The sequence below is a fragment of the Bradyrhizobium sp. USDA 4510 genome (assembly GCF_054059095.1).
In genome coordinates this window covers 7,909,984-7,936,308 of record NZ_JBSSBT010000001.1, presented here as the reverse complement: position 1 = coordinate 7,936,308, position 26,325 = coordinate 7,909,984, and the positions used below count along the sequence as shown (strand labels likewise).

Below are 26,325 nucleotides of genomic sequence, written 5' to 3'. Positions count from 1 at the left end.
CGTGCTCAGCGTTCGGAAATTTGATATCGCCACCCCGGAAACATCATTGATTTCGACCGATTGGACCGTCCCATGAGTACGATTCTGAAAAGCCTGCCCACTGGCGAAAAAGTCGGCATCGCGTTCTCGGGCGGGCTCGACACGTCGGCGGCGCTGCTCTGGATGAAGCTGAAAGGCGCCAAGGTCTTCGCCTATACCGCCAATCTCGGCCAGCCCGACGAGGCCGACTACGACGCGATCCCGCGCAAGGCGGTGGATTTCGGCGCCGAGAAGGCCCGCCTCGTCGATTGCCGCACCCAGCTGGTCCATGAGGGCATCGCCGCGATCCAGTCCGGCGCGTTCCACATCTCGACCGGCGGCATCACCTATTTCAACACCACGCCGCTCGGCCGCGCGGTGACCGGCACGATGCTGGTCGCGGCGATGCAGGAGGACGGCGTCAACATCTGGGGCGACGGCTCGACCTTCAAGGGCAACGACATCGAGCGCTTCTATCGCTACGGCCTGCTGACCAACCCGAGCCTGCGCATCTACAAGCCCTGGCTCGACCAGCAGTTCATCGACGAGCTCGGCGGCCGCGCCGAGATGTCGGCGTTCATGACCGCGCAAGGCTTCGCCTACAAGATGAGCGCGGAGAAGGCCTATTCGACCGACAGCAATCTGCTCGGCGCGACGCATGAGGCCAAGGATCTCGAGAGCCTTGCGAGCGGCATCACCATCGTCAACCCGATCATGGGCGTGCCGTTCTGGCGCGCCGATTGCGACGTCAAGGCCGAGAAGGTCGTGGTGCGCTTCGAGGAGGGGCAGCCGGTCGCGCTGAACGGCAAGACGTTTGCAGATCCGGTCGCGCTGTTCCTCGAGGCCAATGCGATCGGCGGCCGCCACGGCCTCGGCATGAGTGACCAGATCGAGAACCGCATCATCGAAGCGAAGAGCCGCGGCATCTATGAGGCGCCCGGCATGGCACTCTTGCACATCGCCTATGAGCGCCTCGTCACCGGCATCCACAACGAGGATACGATCGAGCAGTACCGCATCAGCGGCATGCGGCTCGGCCGCTTGCTCTATCAGGGCCGCTGGTTCGATTCGCAGGCCTTGATGCTGCGCGAGACCGCGCAGCGCTGGGTGGCACGCGCCGTCACCGGCGAGGTGACGCTCGAGCTGCGCCGCGGCAACGACTACTCGATATCAAACACCGAGAGCCCGAACCTCACCTATGCGCCGGAGCGGCTCAGCATGGAGAAGGTCGAGGACGCCGCCTTCACGCCGGCCGACCGCATCGGCCAGCTGACGATGCGCAACCTCGACATTGCTGACACCCGCGCCAAGCTCGGCCTGTACAACAAGACCGGCCTCATCTCGAGCGACGAAGGCTCGCAGATCTTCCAGCTCGAGAACGACAAGGACTGAGGCGGCACCCTCTCGCCTTGTCGTCCCGGGCAAGCGAAGCGCGACCCGGGACCCATAACCACCGGCCATGGTTATGAAGCACGCTGGTGCTCCAGCGCGCTTCCACGACTCCTCCCTGTGGTTATGGGTCCCCTGAGTTCACAAACGAAGTGCAACACTTCCTTGAGGAGGTGTTGCCATGGGGCGGACTTACAAGCAGCTCTCTCTGGACGACCGATGCGAGATTGCCTGCCTATCGGCCAATGGCAGCTCGGTCCGGCAAATCGCGGCAGCTCTGGATCGCTCGCCATCAACGATCTCTCGGGAACTGAGGCGCAATCGGGGGAGCCAGGTCGGCTACAAGCCGAGCTATGCCCAGCACCAGATGCGAGCGCGGCGCTGGACGGGCGGACGCCTCGAACGGGAGCCCGGCCTGCGCCGCGCGGTGTTGCAACGCCTTCGCCGCGGCTGGTCGCCCGAGCAGGTCGCTGGCCGGCTGGCCCGCGAGTACGGGCGCAAGGTGATCTCCCACGAGACCATCTACCGCTTCATCTATCGCCAACTCAGGCGCACCACGGACTTCAACTGGCGGCGCTATCTGCCGCGCGCCAAGAGCAAGCGCGGCTGCCGCGGCAAGCGGGGCGGCAGCCCCGCAAGCTTCATCGAAGGCCGTGTATCCTTGGCAAATCGGCCGCTCGAAGCGGCCGACCGCAGCGTGCCCGGACACTGGGAGGCCGACCTGATGATGTTCTCGAAATACGGTCAGGCCGTGCTGACCGTGCACGAACGCACCTCGCGGCTGCTGCTCGGCATCCGCCTTGCCAGCAAGGTCGCGCGCGGTGTCGCCCGCCATCTCGTGGGCTTCTTCGCGCCCCTTCCACAAGAGCTGCGCCAGAGCGTTACCTTCGACAACGGCACCGAGTTCGCCGGTCACCTGGCGCTGCACCGCCTCTCGATCGCGACCTTCTTCTGCGATCCCCATGCCCCCTGGCAGAAGGGTGGCATCGAGAACGCCATCGGCAGGATGCGCCGCTTTATTCCCCGCAAGACGGATCTTCTAACCCTCTCGACCGCCAAGTTCCGCCAGTTCATCGCCGCCTACAACAACACCCCGCGCAAATGCCTTGACTACCGCACGCCTGCCGAGTCCTTTGCTCAAGTGTTGCACTTCGAATGTGAATCCACCTCCCGGCCTTCGCCGGGACGACGTGGGGAGAGAGGCCTGCCTACTTCACCCTGAGCGCATCCAGCAGCGAGCGGAACGCGCGCGCGTAATCGGTGCCGGTCTTGCCGATATCCGGCCCCGCGGAGACCGCAACCGCGGCTTCCGTCACCGCGCCGAGCAGCAGCCGCGCCAGCGGCTCGATCGGCTGCTTGGCGATCACGCCGGCATCCATCGCGGCGGCCAGCGCGCGCGGAAACTTGCCGCCGAAATGCTTGGCGTCGATCTCGCGCCAGCGTTCCCAGCCGAGCACGGCGGGGCCGTCGCGCAAGATGATCTGGCCGGTCGGGCCTTTCGAGCACGCCGCGAAATAGCCCTGCGTGCCCGCCACCATCGCCGCCAGCGGATCGTTCTCGGCGCGCGAGATGCGGTCGAGATCGGCAACAAGGTCGATCGACACCTGCTCGAACACCGCCTCGAACACCGCCTCCTTGGTCGCGAAGTGATGATAGACCGCGCCCTTGGCGACACGCGCGCCGGCGGCGATGTCGTCCATCGTCGCAGCGGCGAAGCCGCGCTCGCCAAAAATGCGCCGCGCCGCCTTGACGATGGCGGCTCTGGTTTTCTCGCGCCGTTCGGCCTGGGTTGCCATGGCGCATCTCTAGCCCAGTTCCAGACGCAAGCCAATTGACTTACCGACTACCAGTCGATAAATACCGACTATAAGTCGGTAAATGGAGAATGCTCGATGCCCTCGCTTAGGACGTTGCAAGCCTTCGCTGACACGGTCGAGTCCAACGACCATGTCGGCGCGATCAGGAACTTCTATTCAGTCGATGCCCGCACCCAGGAGAACGACGGCGAGTGGCGGGTCGGCCGCGAGGCGCTGGCGGCGCGCGAGGCGGCGGTGCTGGCCGCGGTCGCCGGCGTCAAGACCACGCGGCTCGGGCCGCTCCTGCTTGACGGCGATCATTCGGCGATCTGCTGGCGCTTCGAATTCACCGGCAAGGACGGCAGGGTCCGCAGCATGGAGGAGGTCGCCTGGCAGACCTGGCGCGGCGATGAACTCGTCGAAGAGCGCTTCTTCTACGATCCGCAGCAGATGGCGCGCTGAAATCGCGCCGGCCCTTGCGGCAATACGCCCCGGCGCCGCCTCATTGCGCCGTCATCCGCCGCCACTAGCCTCCGCCCCGATGCGCATGATGCGCAAGGGCGGAGCATCGATCATGATCAAGGGAGTTGCCGGCGTGGCCGTCACGCTGGTGTTGTCGGCAGCGCCGGCGTTCGCCCAGACGATCTATCCGATCGATCGCGCCGATATCCTCGTCGGCGCCAAATTCGACTTCAAGGTCGAGCTTCCGGAATTGGTCGATCAAGCAAAGCTCAAGGTCACGCTGAACGGCGCGGACTATGCCGCGGTGTTCGGCCAGGGCGGCACATTCACCGCGCACGAGGCCGGCCGGGAGCAGTCGGCGCTGTTGCTGCGCGATGTCTCGCTCGTCAAGCCTGGGCAGGTCGCCGTCGAAGTCAGTGACGGCACGCAGAGCCGGACCGTGAGCTGGACCGTCTACGACACCGGGGCACGCAAGGCCAGGAACGTGATCCTGTTCATCGGCGACGGGATGTCGCCGTCGCATCGCGTCGCCGCGCGAATCCTCTCCAAGGGAATCGCGAAGGGCAAGAGCCGCGGCAAGCTCGCGATCGACGACATGCCGCATATGGCGCTGGTCGCGACCGCCGGCTCGGACTCGATCATCACCGATTCGGCGAATGCCGCGAGCGCCTACGCCACCGGCCACAAGGCCGCGGTCAATGCGCTCGGCGTCTACGCCGATCGCACGCCCGATCCGCTCGACGATCCCAGGGTCGAGACCATCGCGAGTCTTGCCAAGCGGCGGGCGGGCCTCGCCGTCGGCATCGTCACCAACACCGAGGTCGAGGACGCGACCCCGGCGGCGATGGTTGCGCATACCCGCCGCCGCGCCGCCTATGACGCGATCGTCGCGCAATATTTCGACGCGAAGCCCGACGTGCTGATGGGCGGCGGCTCCGCGAACTTCCTGCCGCAATCCGCGTCCGGATCGAAACGCAAGGACGATGTCGACTATCTCGCGCGCTTCCGCGACGCCGGCTATCCGGTCGCGACGACCGCAGGCGAACTCGCCACGCTCGCGGCCAAACCGGACACCCGCCAACTGCTCGGCCTGTTCGCCGCCGGCAACATGGACGGCGCGCTCGACCGCAAGTTCCTGAGGGGCGGCGGCGTCAGGAAATTCCCCGAGCAGCCGGACCTGACCGAGCAGGTCCAGGCCGCGCTCACGGTGCTGTCGAAACACGAGGCCGGTTTCTTCCTGATGGTCGAGTCCGGCCTGATCGACAAATACGCCCATCTGCTCGACATGGAGCGCGCGGTCTACGACACCATCATGCTCGACAATGCGGTGCGGCTGGCAAAGGACTGGGCGAAAGCGCGCAACGACGACACGCTGATCCTGGTCGTGGCCGACCACAACCATCCGAACAGCCTGGTCGGCACCATCAATGACGACATGGCGGCGACACCCAACGTGCCGCTGCGCGAGCGCGTCGGTGTCTACGAGAAAGCCGGGTTCCCGAATTATCCGGCGCCGGACGCCGAAGGTTATCCGTCACGCGTCGATGTCAGCCGGCGGCTTGCAATCTTCTCCGCCAGCCTGCCAGATCACTACGAGACGTTCCGCCCGAAACTCGACGATCCGAACGAGCCGACCGTGAAGGCCGACCAGCCCGACACGTTCAAGGCCAATGACAAGTACAAGGATGTCCCCGGCGTCGTGCTGCGCTTCGGCAATCTGCCGGCGATGATCGGCGCCAGCGTGCATTCCGGCGAGGACGTCATTCTCACCGCGACGGGCCCGGGCAGCGAGCGCGTCCACGGCTCGATGGACAACACCGAAGTGTTCCGCGTGATGGTCGAGGCGCTGGGACTGGGCGAGGGGAAGTAACGAATGATGAGATTGGGTCGATCAGCATGCCCGCTGTACCTCTCCCGCTTGCGGGGGCGACGCTTCTCCAACCTCCCCTTGAAAAGGGGAGGTCGCTTTGCTCGCCAGAGCAAAGCGGGTGGGGATCTGCTCTCTCCGCAGCCACCGTCACCTGCGGCTGACCCCCATCCCGACCTTCCCCTTTCAGGGGGAAGGAGAGCAAACAAAAATGGCCGGGATCGCTCCCGGCCATTCCGTCATGTCGCGCCGGCTCAGCGCGGCGGCGCGGCCGAGGCGGTGCCGCCGTTGAGCAGCGGGGTGATGCGGCGGACGGTGACGCGCCGGTTGATGCGGCTCGGTCCGTCGGTCTGCTCCTTCGGATATTGAGAGCCATAGCCCTGCGAGGTCAGGTTCTCAGCCGGCACACCGAACTGCTGCGTCAAGAGCTCGGCGGCGGATTGCGCACGGCGGTCCGACAGTGACAGATTGTCGGTGTCGTTGCCGGTCGCATCCGTGTGGCCCTCGATCAGGAACACCTCGCGCGGGTTGCGCTGGATGGCTCGGTTGAGGCCGTCGGCGATCACCTGCAGCCTCGCCGCCTGGTCCGGTGGGATGGTCCACGATCCGGAGTCGAAGTTGATCGTGTTGACGTCGATGCTCGGCATCTGCATGCGGACATTGGGGCTGTAGCGGATCTCGTCCAGCGAGTAGCGCCGTTCGATCCGCTGCACCGGCGGTGCCTCCATGGTCTCGTAGATCACGTCGGGCGACGCGTCCTGCGCGTCGACGATGTAGCGATCGTAGGGAATGTTGACCACGGGCGGCGGGGCGTCGACATAGAAACCACCGACTGCGCGCGGATCGCGATAGCTGTTGTCGATGATGACGACCTCGCGGCCGCCAGTATCCCTGCGGATTCGGCGCAACATCTGGCCGTCGGAGCCGACCACGGTGATGATCTCGCTGCCGTCGGGACGAACCACGACCGTCCGCGTCTCGCCGCCGATCGTCTCGGTGCGGATGTCGCGCGCGCCATAGCGGAAGCGATAGACGTCGTCGCCGCGCACATAGGCCTGGCCGCCGGGATCGCGGATGATGACGCGGTCCGGCTCGGTGTAGATGGTGCGGCCGCCTTCGACCACCTCCTGGCGCTGGCTGTGCAGGTCGGCGATGCTGCCGCCGATGATGGCGCCGGCGACCACGCCGGCACCGACGGCGGCACCGATCGCGAGCGGCTTGATGTTGTCATGGCGCGGTGGCGGCGGCAGCGGCGCTGCGACGGCAGGCGCGGCGCGGAAGGCGGGCGCAACCGTCGGCGGCGCATATTGCGCGCGGCCGGGCGGCGGCGTTGCGGCGGCCGAGCCGGGGACGACCGATGGCGCGGGCGCGCCCATCGCGGCGCCCTGGGCTGGCGATACGCCGGGCGCGACGCCCGGACGTGCTGCCGGCTGACCCGGAGCCGGGGTCGCGCCGGGCGCGCCCATTGCCGCGCCCGGGGTCGCCGGCGTTCCGGGCGGTGTCGCCGGACGTCCCTGCTGACCTGGCGCCGGTGGCGTCGGCGTCGCGCCGGGTGCCGGAGGCGTTGTTGCGGCAGGCGGGGTGCCTGGACGCGCGGGCTGTGCGCCGGCTGCCGGAGGTGTCGGCGTCGGTGTCGCACCGGGAGCTGTCGCGGCGGGCGGCGTGCCCGGTCGTGCCCCTGCTGCCGGAGGCGTTGTCGTTGCCGAAGGCGCGGGCGTTGACGTCGCCGCGGGCGGCGTGCCCGGCGGTTGCTTGGCGCCGCCAGGACGTTCACCGCGTTCGCCACCCGGACGATCGCCGGGACGGCGTTCGGCCGGCGCCGTTGTCGGAGCTCCCGGCGTTGCGGGCGTCGGTGTCGGCGTTGCCGCCGTGGGCGGGGTGCCGGGACGTGCTGCGGGCGCGGCATTCGGCGTGGCGCCGGGCGCCGGCGTCGGCGGTGTGTGCGCGGGTCCTGCGCCGGGCGGCGGCGTGCCGGGTCGCTGCGGTGCTGCGGCCGGCGGCGGTGGCGTCGGATGTGCGGGGGCGGCCGCCGGCGGTGGCGGGGTCGGCTTCGCAGGCGCTGCTGCGGGCGGCTCCGGCCGTGCCGGTGACGGCGATGGCTTCGCGGGTGCGGCCGCGGGCGGCGGCGGTGTGGGATGTGCGGGAGCAGCCGACGGCGGAGGCGTCGTCGGGCGCGCGGCAGGCGGCTCGGGCCGTGCGGGAGCCGGCGGCGGTGCCGGATGCGGTGCGGCTGCCGGAGGCGGCGTCGGCTTTGCCGGTGCAGCTGCGGGCGGCTCGGGCCGGGCAGGGGCTGGAGGCGGGGTCGGCTTCGCGGGTGCTGCGGCCGGCGGAGCGGGATGCGCGGGTGCCGCGGCGGGAGGTGGCGCCTGCGGATGCGGTGCTGCGGCCGGCGGTGCGGGACGTGCGGGAGCACCCGGCGCACCCGGCGCGCCCGGCGCCGGCCGCGCCTTCGGCTTTCCGTCAGGTCCGGTTTCTTCCTTCTGCGCCTGTGCGACGACCAGCGGCGAAGTTTGGGCGTGCGACGCTGAGGTGGCGAATTGCATCACCGTCAGCGCAGTCGTGGCAAGCAGCACGAGACGAAGCTTTGTCATTGTCTAGGAGTCCCCGGCGGAAAGTCTGGGCAGGAAAGCAAAGTGAGAACCGAACAATTCGGCAGGACGATGAACCGCCAGCCGTTAGGCCGGATTGTGGCGAGCCACGAATCATCGGCGAAGTTTATTTCGACATTATAACGGGTTGCGTGTGTGGTTGTTCACCGCGCGTTCAGAAGAAACGCGCCTACACATTTGCAATCGACGTGGAACTTGGGCGCAAGGGCGACTCACCGGCGGCGAGTCGATCTGTCGCAGGCGGCGGGCCGGACGGTCCAGGCGGTCCGCGCACCGGTGATTCGTCAGGTGTCTTGCCGGGCAACTCGTCCGGTCGCGGCGGCTCGCCGGGTTCGCGCACCGGCTCCGGAATCTCGGGGCGCGGACTGCCGGGCGGAATTCCCGGCGGCGGTTCGCTCGGTGTGCCCGGCGTCGTCGGCGGAATCTCGGGAGGCTCGATCGGCATCATATCGAGGCCCCGCGGCTGCCGCCGCCAGATCGCGTCGCGCGCATTGATCGCTCCATCGAAGTTCGAAGCGACAACGGATCGCGCGCCGCGGCGTTCCGATGTTTCACCCGGGCGTGTGGCAGACCGCCTCGATATTGTGGCCGTCGGGATCGAGCACGAATGCGCCGTAATAGTTCGGGTGGTAATGCGCACGGATGCCGGGCGCGCCGTTGTCACGGCCGCCGGCCGCCATCGCGGCCTTGTAGAAGGCGTCGACGGTAGCGCGGTCCCTGGCCGTGATGGCGATATGCACCGGCTTGTTCATTGCGCCTTCGCCGCCGATCCAGAAGTCCGGCTTGCCGTCGGCGCCGAAGCCCGCGGCGGGCGCGTGCCCGGTCACCTCCGCGGGCACTTCCATGATCAGGCCGTAGCCGAGCGGCGCCAGCGCCGTCTGGTAGAAAGCCTTCGCGCGTTGATAGTCGGAGACGGAAAAGCCGATATGGTCGATCATCGCGAGCCTCCCTTGTTGTGTGACGCTACAGACTCGTTGCACCTCCTCCGCAAGCGGGAGAGGGAGCAGATCTCAGAAGCGTAGCCCGGATGAAGCGAAGCGCAATCCGGGGCTGCTCTAGCCGCGGATGGTCTGGTCCCGGATTTCGCTGCGCTTCATCCGGGCAACCTCAGCCGCGGCCAGGTCTCAACTCCGCACCAGCAGCGTGTTGCTGCGCGTCCGGCCGTGCTCGACGTAACCGCGCGCATGCATGTCCGCAATGCAGTCGTCGGTCCACTCGTCCTTCGACAGATGCTCGATCACCACCGCGCCGGGCCACAGCGACTGCGGCGCGTCGCGGAAGAAGCCGATCAGCACGCGGTCCTCGAAACCCTCGACGTCGATCTTGAGCGCATCGACCTTGCTCGCGCCGGCCTCGTCGAGGATGCGTTGCAGCCGCAGCGACGGCACCTTGAACGCCTTGCCCGTCGGCGTGCCGGTGACGATGTGGCTGGCGCCGAGATTGTCGCCGTCGGTCTCGATCATCAGTTCGCCATCGGTCGGGCCGGCGGCCGCCGCAACCAGGCGCACCTGCGGAAAGCCGGAGGCCTGGGTGTTGAACTTGAGCCGCGCATGCGTCACCGGATGCGGCTCGATCGCGATCACCTTGCCACCGGGCCCGACGTCGCGCGCCAGCGCCAGCGCATAGGTGCCGACATTGGCGCCGAGATCGACGAAGGTGCCATCCGCGCCGACATGCGCCCGCAGGAAGGCGAGTTCTTCAAGGTTGTAATCGGGATTGAACAGCGCGCCGCGCTCGGTCGCGCTTTGCTGATGATAAAAGCGGAACGATGCGCCCTGATAGGTCACGTCCAGCGGCCCCGCGCCGAACAGATTGACCAGTTTTGACAGCCAGGGCCGGAACGCGCCGCGCTTCAATCCTGAGCCATGAGCCAGGCGGATGATGGCGGCCTGCGCCGCATTGGGCGCGAAGGCGCCGAACGGCGCCGGCGATATGTCGTTGCTCGGGATCACGCATGGCCTCGTCGAAAGCGCGGCATGCATAGCCGGTTTTGCCGGCAGCGCCAACGCCCGTTACGCCGCCCTGCCCGCTGCCTGCCGTTACCGCAGGAAGCGGCCGAGCAGCCTTCGCTTGCCCTTGCGCGGGATCAGATCGACGTCGCTGACCAGTTTGGCGCCGCCCTTGCGGCGCTCCAGCACGATCTTGCGGCTATGGAACGCTTCGAGCTCGACGCGGTGGGCGACGCTGACGATAGTCGCCTTCGGCAGTTCCGTCGTCACTGTCTCCATCATCTTGTCCTGGCTCTTCTCGTCGAGCGCGGACGTCGCCTCGTCGAGCACGACGATGTCGGGGGCATGCAGCAGCAGTCGGGCAAAGGCGAGCCGCTGCTTCTCACCGCCGGACAGGGTCTGGTCCCACGGCGCGTCCTCCTCGATCTTGTCCTTGAGATGGTCGAGGCCGACCTTGTGCAGGGCACGGCTGATCTCATCGATGGTCCAGTCTTCCGCCGCGCCGGGATAGGCCACCGCGCGCCGCAGCGTGCCCGAGGGCACGTAGGGCTTTTGCGGCAGCATGAACAATCGGCGGTCCGCGTGCAGGCCGATACTGCCGCCGCCCCACGGCCACAGCCCGGCGATGGCGCGCACCAGCGTGCTCTTGCCGGTGCCGGATTCGCCGGCGACCAATAGCCGCTCCCCCGGTTCGATCACCACTTCGGTCTCGCCGACCACGGCGGTGCCGTCGTCCAGTGTGACGGAGAGATCGTTGAGGCTCAGCATGGCCTCGCCCGCGGTCTCGCCGCGCTCGATGCGGCCGAAGCCGTCGCCGGTCTCGGCGCGTTCGAGCCCGTCAAGCGACGTCATCAGCGAGGCGATGCGCCGGGCGCAGGCGTTCCAGTCGGCGAGCCGCGGATAGTTGTCGACCAGCCAGCCGAACGCGGTCTGCACGATGGTGAAGGCCGAGGCCGCCTGCATCACCTGGCCGAGCGACATGCTGCCGTCGAGGAATTTTGGCGCGCACAGCAGCAAGGGTACCACCGGCGCAATGAGGTTAGATCCCTGCGACACCAGCGTCGTGCGCATGTGCTGCCCAGCGAGCCGCGCCCATTGCCGCAACACATTCGAGAACGTCTTGTCGATGCCGTCGCGCTCCTCGGTTTCGCCGCCGAGCAGCGCGATGCTTTCGCCATTCTCCCGCACGCGGGTCAGTATGTAGCGGAATTCCGCTTCCGCCTGGTTCTTGTCCTCGGAGATCTGCACGAAGCTGCGGCCGATCGCCGTGATCGAGCCCGACGCGATCGCAGCATAGATGATCGCGGCAATAACCAGGAAGCCCGGGATGCTGATCGACGAGCCGCCGAGCGTCACCGTCAGCGCGCCGCCGATGGTCCAGAGCACGACGATGAAGGTAACGGCCGAGAGCAGCGCCGACGTCACGCCGGCGATGAAGTCGACCGGAGAATCGGTCGCGATCCGCAGATCCTCCGCGATCCGGTACTCCGGATTCTTGTGATCGCCGTCGACGAGGTTGAGCTGGTAGTAGCGGCCGTTCGTCAGCCAGCGCGACACGACGGCGTTGGTCAGCCAGGCGCGCCAGCGCCGCTGGATACCCATGCGGCCGAACACCTGGGCGACCCCCAGCAGCACGCTGCCGATCGCCAGCGGAAAGAAGATGGCCGTCAGGTGGAAGACACTGGCCGCGTCGCGCTTTTCGATCGCATCGAAGATCGCGCGATTCCAGACATTGATGCCGTACTGAACGGCGACATTGGCGACGATCAGCAGCAGCAGGCCGATCGTGAACAGCCACGCCAGCCGGTCGCCGCTCCGGCCCCAATAGCCGCGCGCGCTGATCCAGAACCGAGTCAGCAAATAGTCCTTGCGCGCCTGTTCGGCTTCTTCGGCCGACAATTCGGGATCGGGTTCGACGATTTCCGGCGGCGGCGGTTCGACATCCTCGCCGCCTTCGGCAATCACCTCGACGAATTCCGACTTCTCATCCCCTTCGCTTGCCGCGGGATCCTTGCGCTCTTGACCGGCCGCCTTTGCGCTCGCTTTCCGAGACGATGAAGTCCTGGCCGACGACGGCCCGTCCGACGATTTGGATTTTGCCTCAGCTTTGCCCATGGCACGATAACGCCAGGCAAATTACCCGGTTCCGCACTGGGACCGGCGGTCAGTCGCGCGGATTGCAACGACTTCAGGGACTGAGGCCCGCGCATGCGGGCGATCCAGTACGCCGCGACCTCTTGATTCAAGCACAGCCGTCTCTGGGACACTGGATCACCCGCGGGTGATGACACCGATATTCGATATCTTGAAACGAGACCTATCCTCATCGTCGTCCTGGCTTTCGCCAGGACGACAACGTGCTTGAGATGTGCCGCGCAACTCACTCCGCCGGCGCCTGATCGCGCTTCAGCCGGCGCGAGCGCGTTGCTTTGTGCAGCACGCGCGCGAGCTGCTCGGCCGAATAGGGCTTCTGCAGCAGCTCGAAGCCGCCGCTGCCCTGCTGCGACAGCACCTGGCTGTAGCCGGAGGCGAGCACGATCGGCAGATCGAGGCGCTGCCGGCGGATCTCTTCCGCAAGCTCGATGCCGCTCATGCCGGGCATCACGACGTCGGTGAACACCAGGTCGAACCGGTCGGCGTCGACGGCGAGCTCCTCCAGCGCGTGGGTGGCGTTGTCCACCAGCACGCAGGTGCAGCCGAGCTGGGTCAGCGTGTCGGCGGCAAACTTTCCGACCTCGGCATTGTCCTCGACGATCAGGACCGATGCGTTGGTCCGATCGACCGAGGGCGCGTCCTCGGTGCGCTGCGCTCGCGCGCCATGCCCGCCGACGACGCGCGGCAGATACAGCGTGAATGTCGCACCCTTGCCGACTTCGCTGGTGACGGTCACCTCGCCGCCGGACTGCTTGGCGAAGCCGAACACCTGCGACAGGCCAAGGCCGGTGCCGTGACCGACCTCCTTGGTGGTGTAAAACGGCTCGAAGATGCGGCCGAACAGCTCCTGTGGAATTCCGACGCCGGTGTCGGTCACCGACACCGCGACGTGGCCGGGCGAGTTCGGCGGCGTGCTGGTCGCGGACGGCAGTCTGTCCACGGCGCGGACCGCGATCGTGAGCCGGCCGACGCCGTCCATGGCGTCGCGCGCGTTCACCGCCATGTTGATGATGGCGGTCTCGAACTGGCCGGCATCGGCGTTGACGAGACAGGTCTCGTCCGGCACCTGCGCTGTGATCTCGATGCGCGCGCCGATCAGGGTTGCGATCATCTCGCTCAGGGTGCGGACATTCTGGCAGGCGTCGAACACCTCGGGCTTGAGGGTTTGCCGCCGCGCGAATGCAAGCAGCTGGTTGGTCAGCTTGGCGGCACGGTTCACGGTGTTGGAGATCGCATCGATGTAGCGCTGCCGCCGCGGCTCCGGCAGGTCCGGCCGCCGCAACATGTCGACCGACGCGCGGATCACGGTGAGCAGGTTGTTGAAGTCGTGCGCGACGCCGCCGGTGAGCTGCCCGAGTGCCTCGAGCCGCTGGCCATGCCGCAATGCCTCCTCGGCCTCGATGCGCCGGTTGGCCTCCTCCTGCAGGCGCTGGGTTCGTCGGAAGGCGAGTGCGAGCAGGCCGAACAGCAGGGCGGTGGCCGGGATCCCGAAGATCAGGTGCTGGGCCATGGTCGACATCCAGCGCGACTGGATCGCCGAGGTTTCAAGGCCGGCACTGACATAGACCGGGTATTCCGCCAGCCGCTGATAGCGCATGCGCCGCTCGATGCCGTCGGCTGGGGATTGGATCGTCATCGTCCCGGCCTCGGGACTGGCTACGATCTGCCGCCCGAGCGGGCCGCTCGGCTGGAACCGGACATCGTGGCCAACGGCAGGGAAATGCGCCAGCACGGCGCCGTCGGTCCGGATCAGCGCCAGGAAGCTGCCCGGCTCGCGGCCGATCCTGGCGTAGAAATTCTCGAAATATTCCGGAAGCACGGAGGCCTGGATCACGCCGGCAAAGCTGCCGTCGTCGCCGTTGCGGCGCCGGCCGACGCTGAAGAACCGCGAGCCCTGATAGGGCGGCCGCGGCGTCAGCACCTCGCCGATATAGGTGCCGATGTCGCCCTGGGCATGGATCCGGAAGTAATCCCGGTCCGAGAAGTCGACGTCGGGGGCCGGCTGCACCAGGCTGTTGACGAGGGCACGGCCGTTGGCATCGAACACCCAGACCGATTTCACCTGGGGAAGCGCCATGGCGACCTGCCGCAGCCGCTCGTGCAGGCTCTTCTCGCGCGCGCCGATATCGGCATCGCCCATGCCGCGGACGACCTCGGTGACCTCGGCTAGGCCCCGATCGATGGTCTCGAACACCTTCAGCGCATGCTCATGGGCGACATCGAGCGTGCGCTGGATCTCCCGGTCGGCGGCCTCGCTGATCGAGATCCAGGACATTGCGGAGGCAAAAACGAACAGCGCCAGCGGAAGGGCCAGCGCGGCGGCCATCATCCATTGCAGCAGTCTCAGCGAATTGCGTTGTGCGGTCTGCACGGGCGCTCCGGCTCCGCGCGGACCATAACGCAAACCGTTGCACGGGAGGAAGCGAAACGGCGCCGCCGGGCGCGGCGCGGACGCCCGTTCGCCATTCCGCGACCCGTCAAGGTTACCGGAGGCCAACCCGGATCGATCAACTCGCAGCCGGCTCGCGTCCGGGGCAGCACGGGGCGGCTGCGGCGCGGCGGCATCACGACCTCGTTAGCGCCTCGCCGGCAGTCAAGCGGAAAATCGGCCTGGATGGCGCTTCCGGGCGCTGTTTTTAGGAGTTCTAAAACCTCTCACGGGCAAACGCTTGACCCTGTGACTACCTGCTGAAAAACAGGCCGCATGACAGGCGATCCAAACAGCTCCCGGGATGATTTGCAGGACGTCCGGCTCGGACATGCGGATCGCGGTTTTGTCGGAAAGATCATCAGGCTCGATGCGCTCGTGACGGGCTCATCGCTGTCTCCGCAGGAGCTGGAGCAGCGCCTGGTCGAGATGGGATTTGTCGAGGGCGCGCGCGTGGAAATCCTGCATGAAGGCACGATACGAAAGGACCCGATCGCGGTGCGCGTCGACAACATCACGATCGCGCTGCGCCGGAGCGAAGCCATGGCTGTGATCGTCGAATGACCGCTGCATCCCTGCGCCTGGCGCTGGTCGGCGCGCCGAACACCGGCAAGACGTCGCTGTTCAACAGCCTGACTGGCAGCCGTCAGAAGGTCGCCAACTATCCGGGCGTCACCGTCGAGCGCAAGTCCGGCGGCTTCGTCACGCCCGAGGGCCGCAGCGTGACCGTGCTCGACCTGCCCGGCACCTATTCGTTGCGCGGCCGCAGCCCGGACGAGGAGATCACCCGCGACATCGTGCTGGGCCGCTTCGACGGCGAGGCGGTGCCCGACCTCGTGCTCTGCGTCGCGGACGCCACCAATCTGCGGCTGACCCTGCGGCTGGTGCTCGAGCTGAAGCGCGTCGGCCGGCCGATGATGCTCGTGCTCAACATGATCGATATCGCCAAGCGCCGCGGCGTCACGATCGACATCGACCGGATGTCGCAGGAGCTGGGACTGCCGATCGTGACCTCGGTCGCGGTCCGCAAGGGCGGCATCGACGAGCTCCTGAAGCGGACCGACGAATTCCTCTCCAAGTCGCATGAGGCGGCGGCCAGCGAATGGACGACGCCGACGATTGCCGACCTCAAGGCGGCGCAGCGCGAGGCGGACCGCATCATCGCGGCGGCGGTGACGCTGCCGACCAAGCCCGACACGCTGACCAACCGGATCGATTCGGTCGTGCTGCATCCGGTCTGGGGTCTCGTGATCCTGGCCGTGATCCTGTTCGTGATGTTCCAGGCGGTGTTCACCTGGGCGCAGCCCGCGATGGAGTTCCTGTCGGACAGCTTCGCCGCGCTCGGGCAGCTGATCCACAATTTGCTGCCCGAAAGCTGGAGCCTGTTGCAGAGCTTCCTGCAGAATGGCGTGATCTCCGGCGTCGGCAGCGTGATCGTGTTCCTGCCGCAGATCATCATCATCTTCCTGTTCATCCTGCTGTTGGAAGATTTCGGCTACATGGCGCGCGCCGCGTTCCTGATGGACCGCATCATGGGCGGCGCCGGGCTGCATGGCCGCGCCTTCATTCCGCTGTTGTCGAGCTTTGCCTGCGCCATTCCCGGCATCATGGCGACGCGCGTCATCGACAATCGCCGCGACCGCCTGACCACGATCCTGATCGCGCCGCTGATGACGTGCTCGGCGCGCATTCCGGTCTACACGCTGATTATCTCCGCTTTCGTTCCAGCGACCACGCTGTGGGGTTTCGTCAATCTGCAGGGACTCGTGATGTTCGGCCTCTACGCCGCCGGCATCACCAGCGCGCTGACGGTGTCGGCGATCGCGAAATTCTTCTTGTGGCGCGATCACGCGCCGGCACCGTTCATGCTGGAATTGCCCGACTACAAGATGCCGCGGCCGAAGAGCATCGCGATCGGCGTGTTCACCCGCGCCAAGATGTTCCTGTACCGGGCCGGCACCACGATCCTCTCGATGATGGTGCTGATCTGGTTCCTGGCCTCGTTCCCGCAGGCGCCGGCCGGCGCCGAGGGGCCGGCGATCAACTACAGCTTTGCCGCGATGATCGGCCATGCGCTCGAGCCGCTGCTGCGGCCGATCGGCTTCAACTGGCAGATCGCGGTGGCGCTGATCCCCGGCATGGCCGCGCGCGAGGTCGCGGTTGCAGCCCTCGGCACGGTCTATTCGATCGAGGGCGGCAAGGAGGCGGCGGACCAGATCGGCCAGGTGCTGGCGCAGAAATGGACGCTGGCGACCGCGCTCTCGCTGCTGGTCTGGTACATCTTCGCCCCGCAATGCGCCTCGACGCTCGCGGTGATCCGCCGCGAGACCGGCGGCGCGAAGTGGATGGTGGTGACGTTCGTCTACATGCTCGCGCTGGCCTATGTCGCGAGCTTCCTGACTTTCAACCTCGCGCAGGCGCTCGGCCTGCATTGATCGGCAACACAGTTTCATCATCTCGACTCGAAACTGCGATAGGTGCATGCAACCAAGCGAAGCAGTAGAGTTGATCGAGGGCGCATGAAGCGGGCGCCTCCGCGTGTTCCCTGCGAGACCATGCAATGTCGACGTACGGCCTGGAGCGGCTATTTTCGCCTCGAAGCATCGCAATCGTCGGCGGCAGCCCGCGTCCGTCGTCGCTCGGCGCGGCGGTGCTCAGGAACATCAGAGCGAGCGGCTTCACCGGCCGCGTCGGCGTCGTCAATCGGAACTATGCCGACGTCGATGGTGCGCCGACCGTTCCCGACCTGAAATCGCTGCCATTCGTTCCGGACCTCCTCGTCATCAGCGCACCGGCGGCTGCGGTTCCGGAGATCGTCGCGGAGGCGGCTTCAGCCGGCGTTGTCGGCGCGGCGATCCTGTCGGCCGGTCTCGGCCATGGCCCGGGCTCGCTCGCGGAGACCGCGGGGCAGACGGCGCGACGGCATGGTATGCGCCTGATCGGGCCGAACTGCCTCGGCGTCATGGTGCCGCGCGCCAAGCTCAATGCGAGCTTCGCCTCGCATCAGCCGTCCGACGGACACGTTGCTCTGATCTCGCAGTCCGGCGCGGTCGCGTCGGCGATGATCGAATGGGCGGCGGAGCGGCGGCTCGGCTTCTCCGGCATCGCGTCGATCGGCGACCAGCTCGATGTCGACGTCGCCGACCTCCTGGATTATTTCGCGCTCGACGACCACACCAGCGCGATCCTGATCTATCTCGAAGCCGTCAAGGACGCGCGCAAGTTCATGTCGGCGGCGCGCGCCGCGGCGCGGCTGAAGCCGGTCGTCATCGTCAAGTCGGGACGGATGGCGCAGGGCGCCAAGGCCGCCGCGACCCACACCGGCGCGCTGGCCGGCTCCGATGCGGTCTACGACGCCGCATTCCGTCGCGCCGGCATGCTGCGCGTCTACGACCTGCGTCAGCTGTTCGATTGCGCCGAACTGCTTGGCCGCGGCTTCGTTCCGCGCGGCAACCGACTGGCGATCCTGACCAATGGCGGCGGGCTCGGCATCCTCGCGACCGACCGGCTGGCCGAGCTCGGCGCGGTTCCTGCGACACTGACGGCGGAGACCATCGAACGGCTCGACAAGGTGCTGCCGCCGGGCTGGTCCTGCGCCAATCCGGTCGACATCGCGGGCGATGCCGATGCCGATCGCTACGTGGTGGCGCTCAGCGCACTGCTCGATGATGCGAACAGCGATGCGGTGCTGGTCGCGAATGTGGAAACCGCGGTTGCGCCGGCCCAGGGGATTGCAGAGGCGGTGGCGCAATGCGTCCGCGACCGCAGGACGAAGCGGAGTGCGGTCGCCGCACTGGTGCTCGCGGCCTGGGTCGGCGCCGACGAGCGCACCGGCGCGATCTTCGAGGCGGCACGGATTCCGCACTTCCCGACCGAGGACGATGCGGTGCGCGCCTTCATGTATCTGGTGCGCTATCGCGAGGCCTCGACCGCGCTCGCCGCAACCCCGCCTGGCGTCGCATCGGTGTTCACGCCGGAGACGGCGGCGGCGCGCCATGTCGTCGTGAACGCGCTGTCGGAAGGGCGCGCCTGGCTCGATCCGGCCGAGATCGTCGCCCTGTTCGCGGCCTATCGTATTCCGATCGCGACGACGCTCGTCGCCAACAGTGCCGAGGACGCTGCCGAGAAGGCGGCGCCGTTCCTCGCCGAGGGACATGCGATCGTGGTCAGGGTGTTCTCGCGCGACATCCGGCACGCCTCCGATGTCGGCGGCGTGATCCTCGACCTGCGCACGAAAGACAGCGTCGTTGAAGCTGCCCGGACCGTCATGGCGCGGGCACGAAGTGCCCGGCCCGATGCCATCCTGCAAGGCGTGACGATCCAGCCGATGATCGTGCGGCGCGCGGCGCGCGAACTGATCCTCGGCATCGCCGAAGATCCGACCTTCGGTCCGGTGATCGTGTTCGGGCGTGGCGGCCCCGCGGTCGAGGTGATCAACGACAAGGCGCTGGCGCTGCCGCCGCTCGACATGAATCTCGCTCGCGAACTGATCGGGCGCACCCGCGTCTCGCGGCTGCTCGGCGGCTATGGCGATGTGCCGGCGGTCCCGGCGGACGTCGTGCCGCTCACCCTCGTCAAGCTGGCGCAGATGGCGGCCGACATTCCCGAGGTCGCCGAGCTCGACATCAACCCGATGCTGGCGGACGAGAGCGGCGTGCTCGCGCTCGATGCGCGGGTCGCGATCCGCAAGCCGGCGCGGCTGTTTGCCGGCCAAACGCGGCTCGCGGTGCGGCCCTATCCGTCGCAATGGGAAGGTGAGCTTGCGCTGCGCGACGGCTCGCGTGTCACGGTACGCCCGATGCGGCCGGAAGACGAGCCGATGGTCAGCGAGTTCTTCAAGCGCGTCACCGCCGAAGACCTCAGGCTGCGCTTCTTCCATGCGATGAAGGAATTCTCGCACGCCTTCATCGCGCGCCTGACCCAGCTCGACTATGCGCGGGCGATGGCGTTTGTGGCGCTCGATCCGAACACCGGCGAGATGATGGGTGCGGTCCGGCTGCATTCGGACTCGCTGTACGAGAATGCCGAATACGCGATCCTGCTGCAGTCCGATCTCAAGGGCAAAGGGCTCGGCTGGGCGCTGATGCAGCTCCTGATCCACTATGCGCGGTCGGAGGGATTGAAGCGTCTGTCCGGCCAGGTGCTGACCGAGAACACCACGATGATCGGGATGTGCCGCGATCTCGGCTTCACCGTGACGATGGATCCGGACGATCACAGCATCGTCGATGTCGTACTCGACCTCGATCGATCCGGCGTCGATGCGGTCGGCGCCGATATCCTGATCCGGCCTGCTGCGGCTGGCCGCTGATAACAGCGCCAGCCGCGGCTGCAACGGATCAGATCTGGCGTTCGACCAGCTTGAACTTGAGCTCGGCGATCGCTTCGGAGGGGTTGAGGCCCTTCGGACACGCCTTGGCGCAGTTCATGATGGTGTGGCAGCGATAGAGGCGGAACGGATCCTCGAGATTGTCGAGCCGCTCGCCGGTCGCTTCGTCGCGGGAATCGGTGACCCAGCGGTTTGCCTGCAGCAGCGCGGCGGGGCCGAGGAAGCGCTCGCTGTTCCACCAGTAGCTCGGGCATGAGGTCGAGCAGCAGGCGCACAGGATGCACTCGTAGAGGCCGTCGAGCTTCTCGCGGTCCTCGTGGCTCTGCCTCCACTCCTTCTGCGGCGTCGGCGTCGTGGTCTTCAACCACGGCTCGATCGAGGCATATTGGGCGTAGAAATTGGTCAGGTCCGGGACCAGGTCCTTCACCACCGGCTGGTGCGGCAGCGGATTGACCTTCACCGCGCCGCCGGCGCCGACGTCGTGCATCGACTTGGTGCAGGCCAGCGTGTTCTGGCCGTCGATGTTCATCGCGCAGGAGCCGCAGACGCCTTCGCGGCAGGAGCGGCGGAAGGTCAGCGTCGGGTCGATGTGGTTCTTGATCCAGATCAGGCCGTCCAGCACCATCGGACCGCAATCATTGGTGTCGACATGATAGGTGTCGACGCTCGGATTCTTGCCGTCGTCCGGGTTCCAGCGATACACCCGAAATTCGCGCGTCTCGGTGGCGCCGGCCGGCTTCGGCCAGGTCTTGCCGCCGGAAATCTTCGAATTCTTCGGAAGTGCGAATTCAACCATGCTTGCTCGCCTTCGTTCTCAGTAGACCCGCGCCTTCGGCGGGATGTACTGCACGTCATTGGTCATCGTGTAGCTGTGCACCGGACGGTACTCGATCGCAGTCTTGCCGGCCGGATCGATCCAGGTCAGCGTGTGCTTCATCCAGTCCTTGTCGTTGCGGTCCGGGAAGTCCTCGCGCGCATGCGCGCCGCGGCTTTCGGTGCGGTTCGCCGCCGAATCCATAGTCACGACCGCCTGCACGATCAGATTGTCGAATTCCAGCGTCTCAACCAGGTCGGAATTCCACACCAGCGAGCGGTCCGACACCGAGATGTCGCCGACGCCGCCATAGACCTTGTGGATCAGGTTCTGGCCTTCCTGCAGCACGTCGCCGGTGCGGAACACCGCGCAATTGTTCTGCATCACATGCTGCATGCTGTCGCGCAGCTTGGCGGTCGGCGTGCCGCCGGAGGCATGGCGGAAGTGATCGAGCCGGCCGAGCGCGAGATCGGCGGAATCCTTCGGCAGCTCCGGCTGCTTGGCGTTCGCGGTCAGCTTGTCGGCAAGGCGCAGCGCCGCGGCGCGGCCGAACACCACGAGGTCGATCAGCGAGTTGGAGCCGAGGCGGTTGGCGCCGTGCACCGAGACGCAGGCCGCTTCGCCGATCGCCATCAGGCCCGGCACCACCGAATTGTCGTCGCCATTGCGCTTGGTCAGCACCTCGGCGTGATAGTTGGTGGCGATGCCGCCCATGTTGTAGTGCACGGTCGGCACGATCGGGATCGGCTCGCGGGTGACGTCGACATTGGCGAAGATCTTGGCCGATTCGGAGATGCCCGGCAGCCGCTCATGCAGCACCTTCGGATCGAGGTGGTCGAGGTGCAGGAAGATGTGGTCCTTCTTCTTGCCGACGCCGCGGCCTTCGCGGATTTCGATCGTCATCGCGCGCGAGACGACGTCGCGCGAGGCGAGGTCCTTGGCCGACGGCGCATAGCGCTCCATGAAGCGCTCGCCCTCGGAGTTGACGAGATAGCCGCCTTCGCCGCGGGCGCCTTCGGTGACGAGGCAGCCCGAGCCGTAGATGCCGGTCGGATGGAACTGGACGAATTCCATGTCCTGCAGCGGCAGGCCGGCGCGCAGCACCATGCCGCCGCCGTCGCCGGTGCAGGTGTGCGCCGAGGTGCAGGAGGCATAGGCGCGGCCATAGCCGCCGGTCGCCAGGATCGTGGTCTGGGCGCGGAAGCGATGCAGCGTGCCGTCATCGAGCTTGAGCGCGATGACGCCGCGGCAGACGCCCTGATCGTCCATGATCAGGTCGATGGCGAAGAACTCGATGAAGAACTCGGCCGAGTGGCGCAGCGACTGGCCGTACATCGTGTGCAGCATGGCGTGGCCGGTGCGGTCGGCGGCGGCGCAGGTGCGCTGTGCCTGGCTCTTGCCGAAGTCGATGGTCATGCCGCCGAACGGGCGCTGATAGATCTTGCCGTCCTCGGTGCGCGAGAACGGAACGCCCCAGTGCTCGAGCTCGTAGACCGCGTCGGGCGCGTTGCGCACCATGTATTCGATCGCGTCCTGGTCGCCGAGCCAGTCCGACCCCTTCACGGTGTCGTACATGTGCCAGCGCCAGTCGTCCTGATGCATGTTGCCGAGCGAGGCCGAGATGCCGCCCTGCGCCGCCACCGTGTGCGAGCGGGTCGGGAACACCTTGGTGATGCATGCGGTGCGCAGCCCGGCTTCCGAACAGCCGACCACTGCGCGCAGGCCCGCGCCGCCGGCGCCGACCACAACGACGTCGTAGGTGTGGTCCTGGATCGGGTAGGCCTTGCCGTTCGTGGCCGGGCCACCGTTGGTGGCCTTGCCGTTTCCTTCACCGGCCATGGATCAAACTCCCGACGACAATTTGAGGATTGCGTAGATCGAGGCCAATGCGACCGCGACGCAGAAGAAGTTGTTCGCCATCACGCTGGCGATCTTCAGCTTCTCGTTATGGATGTAGTCCTCGATCACGACCTGCATGCCGATCTTCATGTGCCAGGTGCTGGCGACGATGAAGAGCAGCAGGATGATGGCGATTGGGATCGAGCCGAGGATCTGCGCCGCGCCGGCATGGTTGCGGCCGATCAGCGTGATCACCACGACGATCACGGGAACGATCAGCAGCGTCATCGCAACCGCGGTGAGGCGCTGGCGCCAGAAATCGCCCGTGCCGGTGTGCGCGGAGCCGAGGCCGCGGACGCGCTCCAGCGGCGTGCGCATCGAGGAGGGGCCGCTCATCGTCCACCTCCCACGGCGTAGGCAATGATCCAGACCAAAACGGTCAACGCGATGCCGGCGACCAGCGCGCCCCAGGTCAGGGCTTCGCGCTCATTGGCCTTGAAGCCGTAGCCGAGGTCCCAGACGAAATGCCGGATGCCGCTGCAGAGATGGTGCATCAGCGCCCATGTGTAGCCGAACACGATCAGCTTGCCGATCGCGCTGCCGGTGAAGGCCTGGACGTTGGCGTAAGCCGAGGGGCCGGAAGCGGCGGCGATCAGCCACCAGGCCAGCAGCAGCGTGCCGAAATAGAGGGCCAGACCCGTGGCGCGGTGGACGATGGACAGCGCCATCGTCAGCGTCCACCGGTAGGTCTGCAAATGGGGTGAAAGCGGTCGTTCGATCCTGGCGGTCATCGGCGGGCTTTATGTTGTGAGGGACCGCGGCCGGCCCATCGGGGAACGCGGTAGAGGAGTTCTATTTACGGAGTCGGATCACCCCGCGCAACGGCCAAATAGCCTTCGGTCGAACCGAAGTTCATTGTTAGAGTTGCCGAATTCTGGTTGATCCGCAGTGTGGTATACCAGATGCAAGGCCGAGCGAACAAAGTAATGAATCGGGATGCTCGTGGATCGGTTGGCGCGCTCAACTGCCCGCAAACGGGGGTCGCAAGGCGTCGATTTTGCCCCACCGTTCCACCAGATAATCGACAAATGCCCTGATCTTAGGCGATGCGAGACGTGACGGCTGAAGCATCAGATGTAGCGGCGTCGGCGCCGGCTCATGGTCGATCAACAGGCGCGTCAGGCGACCGTCGGCGAGCTCGGACTGCACTTGCCAGGACGGCACGCGGACGATGCCGGCGCCCTCCCGCGCCGCGCTGACCAGCGCGTCAAGGCTATTCATCCAGAGCCGACCGGATATGCGGATTTTGCGACCCGTCTTGCTGCCGTCGGCAAAGCGCCACTCCGCGCTGCCGGGCGAATCGGAAAACACCAGGCAGTCATGCCCGGCAAGATCAACCGGTGTCTGCGGCGCGCCGCGCCGGGCCAGATAGTCCGGCGACGCGCACACAATCATCTGCAGATCGGTGAGCTTGCGCGCTACCAGCTGCGAGTCGCGCAAGCGGCCGATGCGTATAGCCAGATGGATATCCTCCTCGACTATGTCGACGGCGCGGTCGACCAGCAGAAGGTCGACGGACAGCGCCGGATAGCGGCGCAGAAACTCGACCAGCAGCGGCGCGATCACGAGCCGACCGATCAGACTCGGCGAGCTGACGCGGATCCGTCCCGATGGCTGATGCGGGTCGCGCGCCAGCGCCGCCTCGATCTCCCTGATCTCGCCGAGGATCGATTTCGCGCGCTCGTAGAGGATGCGTCCGTCGTCGGTCAGCGCGAGCTGGCGGGTGGTACGCAGTAGCAGGCGGGTGCCGAATTGCTCCTCGAGCGCGCTGATCTGCCGGCTCACCGAGGTCAGCGAGCTCGGCAGCGAGCGCGCGGCCGCCGACAGGCTGCCGCTCTCGACCGCGCGGACAAAGGCCGCCATCGCCGCAAGCCGGTCCAAGCCCGATCCTTCCGCATTTCGCAAGAGAGCCTGCTCATCTGCAGCAATACCCCCGTCTTTCAGAAGGGTCTAGCCTGACGGCTCCACGATTTGAGGAGTTCGACATGGCCTCAACGTCCATCCGTCCAAATTCGCTCGAGCGGCGCGGACGTGCCGGCGCCGACGATCCGGCCATCCTGCTTGTTTTCTCCTGCGTCGGACTGTTAATCGACGTGCTGACGTTGCCGATGCAGGGCGCGACGTCCTCGATCCCACTCCGCTTTGCCTTGATTGCGGTCGCTGCTCCCGTGGCAGCGCTGGTCGCACTGTGGTTGGCCGACCGCACCGAGGCAGGCGCCTCCTGACGATGCGAAGGACATGATGGCCGGCCTCGATCCCAAGGAATTGCTCGAACTTGCGCTGCTGCTGATTGCGGTCGGGGCGCTGTCCGGCTTTCTCGCCGGCCTGTTCGGCATCGGCGGCGGCGCGATCCTGGTGCCGGTGTTCTACGAATGCTTCCGGCTGGCGGGCGTGCCGCTCGAGGTGCGGATGCCGCTGTGTATCGGCACCTCGCTCGCGATCATCATCCCGACCTCGCTGAGCTCGTTCCGCGCCCATTATCGCCGCGGCGCGGTCGATATGGAGATCCTGAAGCGCTGGTGGCTGCCGATCGTGATCGGCGTCGCCGCCGGCAGCGTCACCGCGCGGTTCGCGCCGGAGCGGCTGTTCAAGATCGTGTTCGTGATGGTGGCGTGGTCGGCGGCCGCGCGCCTGCTGCTGGCGCGCGAGACCTGGAAGTTCGGCGACGACGTGCCGAAGGGCTTCCTGATGCGCGCCTATGGCTTCTTCGTCGGCCTGTTGTCGACGTTGATGGGCATCGGCGGCGGCCTGTTCGCCAACCTCTTGATGACCTTCTACGGCCGGCCGATCCATCAGGCGGTCGCGACCTCTTCCGCGCTTGCGGTGCTGATCTCGATCCCCGGCGCGCTGGGCTACGTCTATGCCGGCTGGCCCGCGGCCGCGCGCTTCCCCGACGTCGCCGCGCTGCAATTGCCGTTCGCGCTCGGTTACGTCTCACTGATCGGGGCGCTGCTGGTGATGCCGACCACGCTCGTCACCGCGCCGCTCGGCGTCAAGGTTGCGCACGCGCTGTCGAAGCGGGCGCTGGAGGTGGCGTTCGGGGCCTATCTCTTCATCGTCGGCGGACGGTTCGTGATCAGCCTGCTGGGCGGGCACTGATCGGCTCGTCCTTCAGCCGTACTTCGCTGTGACCCCACGGTCGGAGGTCTCCGACGCCCTCGATCCGATCAGCGTGGGACAGGAATCGCAAGCGTGCTCCGATCATTTCAGGAGCTATCGGCAATTTCAGTTTCTCGCAGTCTGCCATCGCGACCCCTATAATCATCGCGACCTTCTGCCATCGCGATGTCAGGGCCGACATGATGACGTCGTCGAGCGCAGCTTCCGTAGCGCCACGGGGAAGACGCACGTCACTCCACTTCAGTTCGGAGGTCGGGGGAGGCAGTTCTTCGTGAAGCTCCAGCTTCATCAGGTCGCGAAACTGTTCGTAGAGCGGTAGCATCACCTGCCATTCCAGTTCGAGCAGGAGGTCATAAAGCCGGCCATCCAATTCAAGCCGCTCCTGCTTTCCGAGCTCCGCAATCGCGATTCGAGCCTTCTTCATCGCCTCGTGCGCGATGACGAGTTGATCGTTAATCTGGATAGCCTGCTCCCGCTCCATCTACCCCTCA

Annotated in this window: 22 protein-coding genes; 9 read left to right on the top strand and 13 right to left on the bottom strand. The window is 66.7% G+C overall.

All coding sequences use genetic code 11. From position 1 onward, the window contains the following. Positions 1-72: 72 nt before the first annotated feature. Together argG and ACVMDN_RS36860 are read left to right on the top strand one after the other, a co-directional pair. Entirely contained in the window at positions 73-1,410 is a 1,338-nt protein-coding gene (gene argG, locus ACVMDN_RS36865; RefSeq protein WP_076834961.1) for an argininosuccinate synthase, read from the top strand. Positions 1,411-1,588: 178 nt separating this feature from the next. Continuing rightward, positions 1,589-2,629 carry an IS30 family transposase gene (locus ACVMDN_RS36860; RefSeq protein WP_456815475.1) on the top strand — a complete coding sequence of 347 codons (1,041 nt, stop codon included), beginning with the start codon at positions 1,589-1,591 and terminating at the stop codon, positions 2,627-2,629. On the opposite strand, the gene ACVMDN_RS36855 is transcribed toward ACVMDN_RS36860, so the two are convergent. Beyond that, positions 2,616-3,203 carry a TetR/AcrR family transcriptional regulator gene (locus ACVMDN_RS36855; RefSeq protein WP_456835847.1) on the bottom strand — a complete coding sequence of 196 codons (588 nt, stop codon included), beginning with the start codon at positions 3,201-3,203 and terminating at the stop codon, positions 2,616-2,618. The two genes, ACVMDN_RS36860 and ACVMDN_RS36855, sit on opposite strands and share 14 nt — an antisense overlap. A gap of 96 nt (positions 3,204-3,299) precedes the next feature. On the opposite strand from ACVMDN_RS36855, the gene ACVMDN_RS36850 reads away from it, so the two are divergent. Together ACVMDN_RS36850 and ACVMDN_RS36845 are read left to right on the top strand one after the other, a co-directional pair. Further along, on the top strand, positions 3,300-3,665 hold the full coding sequence (locus ACVMDN_RS36850; RefSeq protein ID WP_076834697.1) for a polyketide cyclase: 366 nt from the start codon (positions 3,300-3,302) through the stop codon (positions 3,663-3,665). A 112-nt stretch (positions 3,666-3,777) separates the two neighbouring features. Beyond that, positions 3,778-5,535, top strand: coding sequence for an alkaline phosphatase (locus tag ACVMDN_RS36845; RefSeq protein WP_076834724.1), 1,758 nt, complete (start codon positions 3,778-3,780; stop codon positions 5,533-5,535). Positions 5,536-5,786: 251 nt separating this feature from the next. Here ACVMDN_RS36845 and ACVMDN_RS36840 read toward each other — a convergent pair whose 3' ends face one another. The 6 genes from ACVMDN_RS36840 to ACVMDN_RS36815 form a co-directional block, all read right to left on the bottom strand. Further along, positions 5,787-8,123, bottom strand: coding sequence for an OmpA family protein (locus tag ACVMDN_RS36840; RefSeq protein ID WP_253625286.1), 2,337 nt, complete (start codon positions 8,121-8,123; stop codon positions 5,787-5,789). 187 nt (positions 8,124-8,310) lie between these two features. Beyond that, positions 8,311-8,586, bottom strand: coding sequence for a hypothetical protein (locus ACVMDN_RS36835; protein ID WP_076834722.1), 276 nt, complete (start codon positions 8,584-8,586; stop codon positions 8,311-8,313). Positions 8,587-8,692: 106 nt separating this feature from the next. Beyond that, positions 8,693-9,079: a VOC family protein gene (locus ACVMDN_RS36830; protein ID WP_057021286.1), complete on the bottom strand. Its 387-nt coding sequence runs from the start codon at positions 9,077-9,079 to the stop codon at positions 8,693-8,695. Positions 9,080-9,265: 186 nt separating this feature from the next. Then, positions 9,266-10,123: an FkbM family methyltransferase gene (locus tag ACVMDN_RS36825; protein ID WP_141341395.1), complete on the bottom strand. Its 858-nt coding sequence runs from the start codon at positions 10,121-10,123 to the stop codon at positions 9,266-9,268. A gap of 57 nt (positions 10,124-10,180) precedes the next feature. After that, a complete protein-coding gene (locus tag ACVMDN_RS36820) occupies positions 10,181-12,205 on the bottom strand; it encodes an ABC transporter ATP-binding protein/permease (RefSeq protein WP_194295430.1) in 2,025 nt (674 codons plus the stop codon). Between the two features lie 265 nt (positions 12,206-12,470). Next, positions 12,471-14,615 (bottom strand): hybrid sensor histidine kinase/response regulator, encoded by a 2,145-nt coding sequence (locus ACVMDN_RS36815; protein ID WP_076834716.1) that lies wholly within the window; start codon positions 14,613-14,615, stop codon positions 12,471-12,473. 333 nt (positions 14,616-14,948) lie between these two features. Here ACVMDN_RS36815 and ACVMDN_RS36810 point away from each other — a divergent pair, with 333 nt between their 5' ends. From ACVMDN_RS36810 to ACVMDN_RS36800, 3 genes are all read left to right on the top strand, one after another. Then, positions 14,949-15,236, top strand: coding sequence for a FeoA family protein (locus ACVMDN_RS36810; RefSeq protein ID WP_057018132.1), 288 nt, complete (start codon positions 14,949-14,951; stop codon positions 15,234-15,236). Beyond that, positions 15,233-17,107, top strand: coding sequence for a ferrous iron transporter B (gene feoB / locus ACVMDN_RS36805; protein ID WP_057018133.1), 1,875 nt, complete (start codon positions 15,233-15,235; stop codon positions 17,105-17,107). The genes ACVMDN_RS36810 and feoB overlap by 4 nt, the downstream gene beginning before the upstream one ends. Before the next feature lie 125 nt (positions 17,108-17,232). After that, positions 17,233-19,983, top strand: a complete 2,751-nt coding sequence (locus tag ACVMDN_RS36800; RefSeq protein ID WP_076834691.1) for a bifunctional acetate--CoA ligase family protein/GNAT family N-acetyltransferase — start codon at positions 17,233-17,235, stop codon at positions 19,981-19,983. Between the two features lie 28 nt (positions 19,984-20,011). Here ACVMDN_RS36800 and ACVMDN_RS36795 read toward each other — a convergent pair whose 3' ends face one another. The 5 genes from ACVMDN_RS36795 to ACVMDN_RS36775 all read right to left on the bottom strand — a co-directional run bounded on the left by ACVMDN_RS36795 (position 20,012) and on the right by ACVMDN_RS36775 (position 24,577). Beyond that, positions 20,012-20,797, bottom strand: a complete 786-nt coding sequence (locus tag ACVMDN_RS36795) for a succinate dehydrogenase iron-sulfur subunit (protein ID WP_028337893.1) — start codon at positions 20,795-20,797, stop codon at positions 20,012-20,014. A gap of 18 nt (positions 20,798-20,815) precedes the next feature. Continuing rightward, a complete protein-coding gene (gene sdhA, locus ACVMDN_RS36790) occupies positions 20,816-22,654 on the bottom strand; it encodes a succinate dehydrogenase flavoprotein subunit (RefSeq protein WP_057018135.1) in 1,839 nt (612 codons plus the stop codon). A gap of 3 nt (positions 22,655-22,657) precedes the next feature. Further along, the gene (gene sdhD / locus ACVMDN_RS36785) at positions 22,658-23,032 is read right to left on the bottom strand and encodes a succinate dehydrogenase, hydrophobic membrane anchor protein (RefSeq protein ID WP_141341401.1); all 375 of its coding nucleotides are present in this window, start codon (positions 23,030-23,032) and stop codon (positions 22,658-22,660) included. A gap of 14 nt (positions 23,033-23,046) precedes the next feature. Beyond that, a complete protein-coding gene (sdhC, locus tag ACVMDN_RS36780; protein ID WP_028337891.1) occupies positions 23,047-23,445 on the bottom strand; it encodes a succinate dehydrogenase, cytochrome b556 subunit in 399 nt (132 codons plus the stop codon). Between the two features lie 229 nt (positions 23,446-23,674). Next, on the bottom strand, positions 23,675-24,577 hold the full coding sequence (locus ACVMDN_RS36775) for a LysR family transcriptional regulator (protein ID WP_246786655.1): 903 nt from the start codon (positions 24,575-24,577) through the stop codon (positions 23,675-23,677). Positions 24,578-24,699: 122 nt separating this feature from the next. Here ACVMDN_RS36775 and ACVMDN_RS36770 point away from each other — a divergent pair, with 122 nt between their 5' ends. Together ACVMDN_RS36770 and ACVMDN_RS36765 are read left to right on the top strand one after the other, a co-directional pair. Continuing rightward, positions 24,700-24,939, top strand: a complete 240-nt coding sequence (locus tag ACVMDN_RS36770; RefSeq protein WP_076834686.1) for a hypothetical protein — start codon at positions 24,700-24,702, stop codon at positions 24,937-24,939. Positions 24,940-24,952: 13 nt separating this feature from the next. Beyond that, the gene (locus ACVMDN_RS36765; protein WP_076834685.1) at positions 24,953-25,813 is read left to right on the top strand and encodes a sulfite exporter TauE/SafE family protein; all 861 of its coding nucleotides are present in this window, start codon (positions 24,953-24,955) and stop codon (positions 25,811-25,813) included. On the opposite strand, the gene ACVMDN_RS36760 is transcribed toward ACVMDN_RS36765, so the two are convergent. Beyond that, complete coding sequence (locus tag ACVMDN_RS36760) at positions 25,791-26,315, bottom strand: DUF3658 domain-containing protein (RefSeq protein ID WP_083715232.1); 525 nt, start codon at positions 26,313-26,315, stop codon at positions 25,791-25,793. The two genes, ACVMDN_RS36765 and ACVMDN_RS36760, sit on opposite strands and share 23 nt — an antisense overlap. Positions 26,316-26,325: the final 10 nt, after the last annotated feature.

Bases quoted from the DNA above. Each gene is read 5' to 3' on its own strand.
- ACVMDN_RS36825 (WP_141341395.1), bottom strand. From the start codon at position 10,123: ATGCATGCCGCGCTTTCGACGAGGCCATGCGTGATCCCGAGCAACGAC.
- ACVMDN_RS36845 (WP_076834724.1), top strand. From the start codon at position 3,778: ATGATCAAGGGAGTTGCCGGCGTGGCCGTCACGCTGGTGTTGTCGGCA.
- ACVMDN_RS36795 (WP_028337893.1), bottom strand. From the start codon at position 20,797: ATGGTTGAATTCGCACTTCCGAAGAATTCGAAGATTTCCGGCGGCAAG.
- ACVMDN_RS36850 (WP_076834697.1), top strand. From the start codon at position 3,300: ATGCCCTCGCTTAGGACGTTGCAAGCCTTCGCTGACACGGTCGAGTCC.
- ACVMDN_RS36835 (WP_076834722.1), bottom strand. From the start codon at position 8,586: ATGCCGATCGAGCCTCCCGAGATTCCGCCGACGACGCCGGGCACACCG.
- ACVMDN_RS36765 (WP_076834685.1), top strand. From the start codon at position 24,953: ATGATGGCCGGCCTCGATCCCAAGGAATTGCTCGAACTTGCGCTGCTG.
- ACVMDN_RS36760 (WP_083715232.1), bottom strand. From the start codon at position 26,315: ATGGAGCGGGAGCAGGCTATCCAGATTAACGATCAACTCGTCATCGCG.
- ACVMDN_RS36775 (WP_246786655.1), bottom strand. From the start codon at position 24,577: ATGGCGGCCTTTGTCCGCGCGGTCGAGAGCGGCAGCCTGTCGGCGGCC.
- ACVMDN_RS36820 (WP_194295430.1), bottom strand. From the start codon at position 12,205: ATGGGCAAAGCTGAGGCAAAATCCAAATCGTCGGACGGGCCGTCGTCG.
- ACVMDN_RS36860 (WP_456815475.1), top strand. From the start codon at position 1,589: ATGGGGCGGACTTACAAGCAGCTCTCTCTGGACGACCGATGCGAGATT.
- ACVMDN_RS36840 (WP_253625286.1), bottom strand. From the start codon at position 8,123: ATGACAAAGCTTCGTCTCGTGCTGCTTGCCACGACTGCGCTGACGGTG.
- ACVMDN_RS36855 (WP_456835847.1), bottom strand. From the start codon at position 3,203: ATGGCAACCCAGGCCGAACGGCGCGAGAAAACCAGAGCCGCCATCGTC.
- sdhA (WP_057018135.1), bottom strand. From the start codon at position 22,654: ATGGCCGGTGAAGGAAACGGCAAGGCCACCAACGGTGGCCCGGCCACG.
- ACVMDN_RS36800 (WP_076834691.1), top strand. From the start codon at position 17,233: ATGTCGACGTACGGCCTGGAGCGGCTATTTTCGCCTCGAAGCATCGCA.
- sdhC (WP_028337891.1), bottom strand. From the start codon at position 23,445: ATGACCGCCAGGATCGAACGACCGCTTTCACCCCATTTGCAGACCTAC.
- argG (WP_076834961.1), top strand. From the start codon at position 73: ATGAGTACGATTCTGAAAAGCCTGCCCACTGGCGAAAAAGTCGGCATC.
- ACVMDN_RS36810 (WP_057018132.1), top strand. From the start codon at position 14,949: ATGACAGGCGATCCAAACAGCTCCCGGGATGATTTGCAGGACGTCCGG.
- feoB (WP_057018133.1), top strand. From the start codon at position 15,233: ATGACCGCTGCATCCCTGCGCCTGGCGCTGGTCGGCGCGCCGAACACC.
- ACVMDN_RS36830 (WP_057021286.1), bottom strand. From the start codon at position 9,079: ATGATCGACCATATCGGCTTTTCCGTCTCCGACTATCAACGCGCGAAG.
- ACVMDN_RS36770 (WP_076834686.1), top strand. From the start codon at position 24,700: ATGGCCTCAACGTCCATCCGTCCAAATTCGCTCGAGCGGCGCGGACGT.
- sdhD (WP_141341401.1), bottom strand. From the start codon at position 23,032: ATGCGCACGCCGCTGGAGCGCGTCCGCGGCCTCGGCTCCGCGCACACC.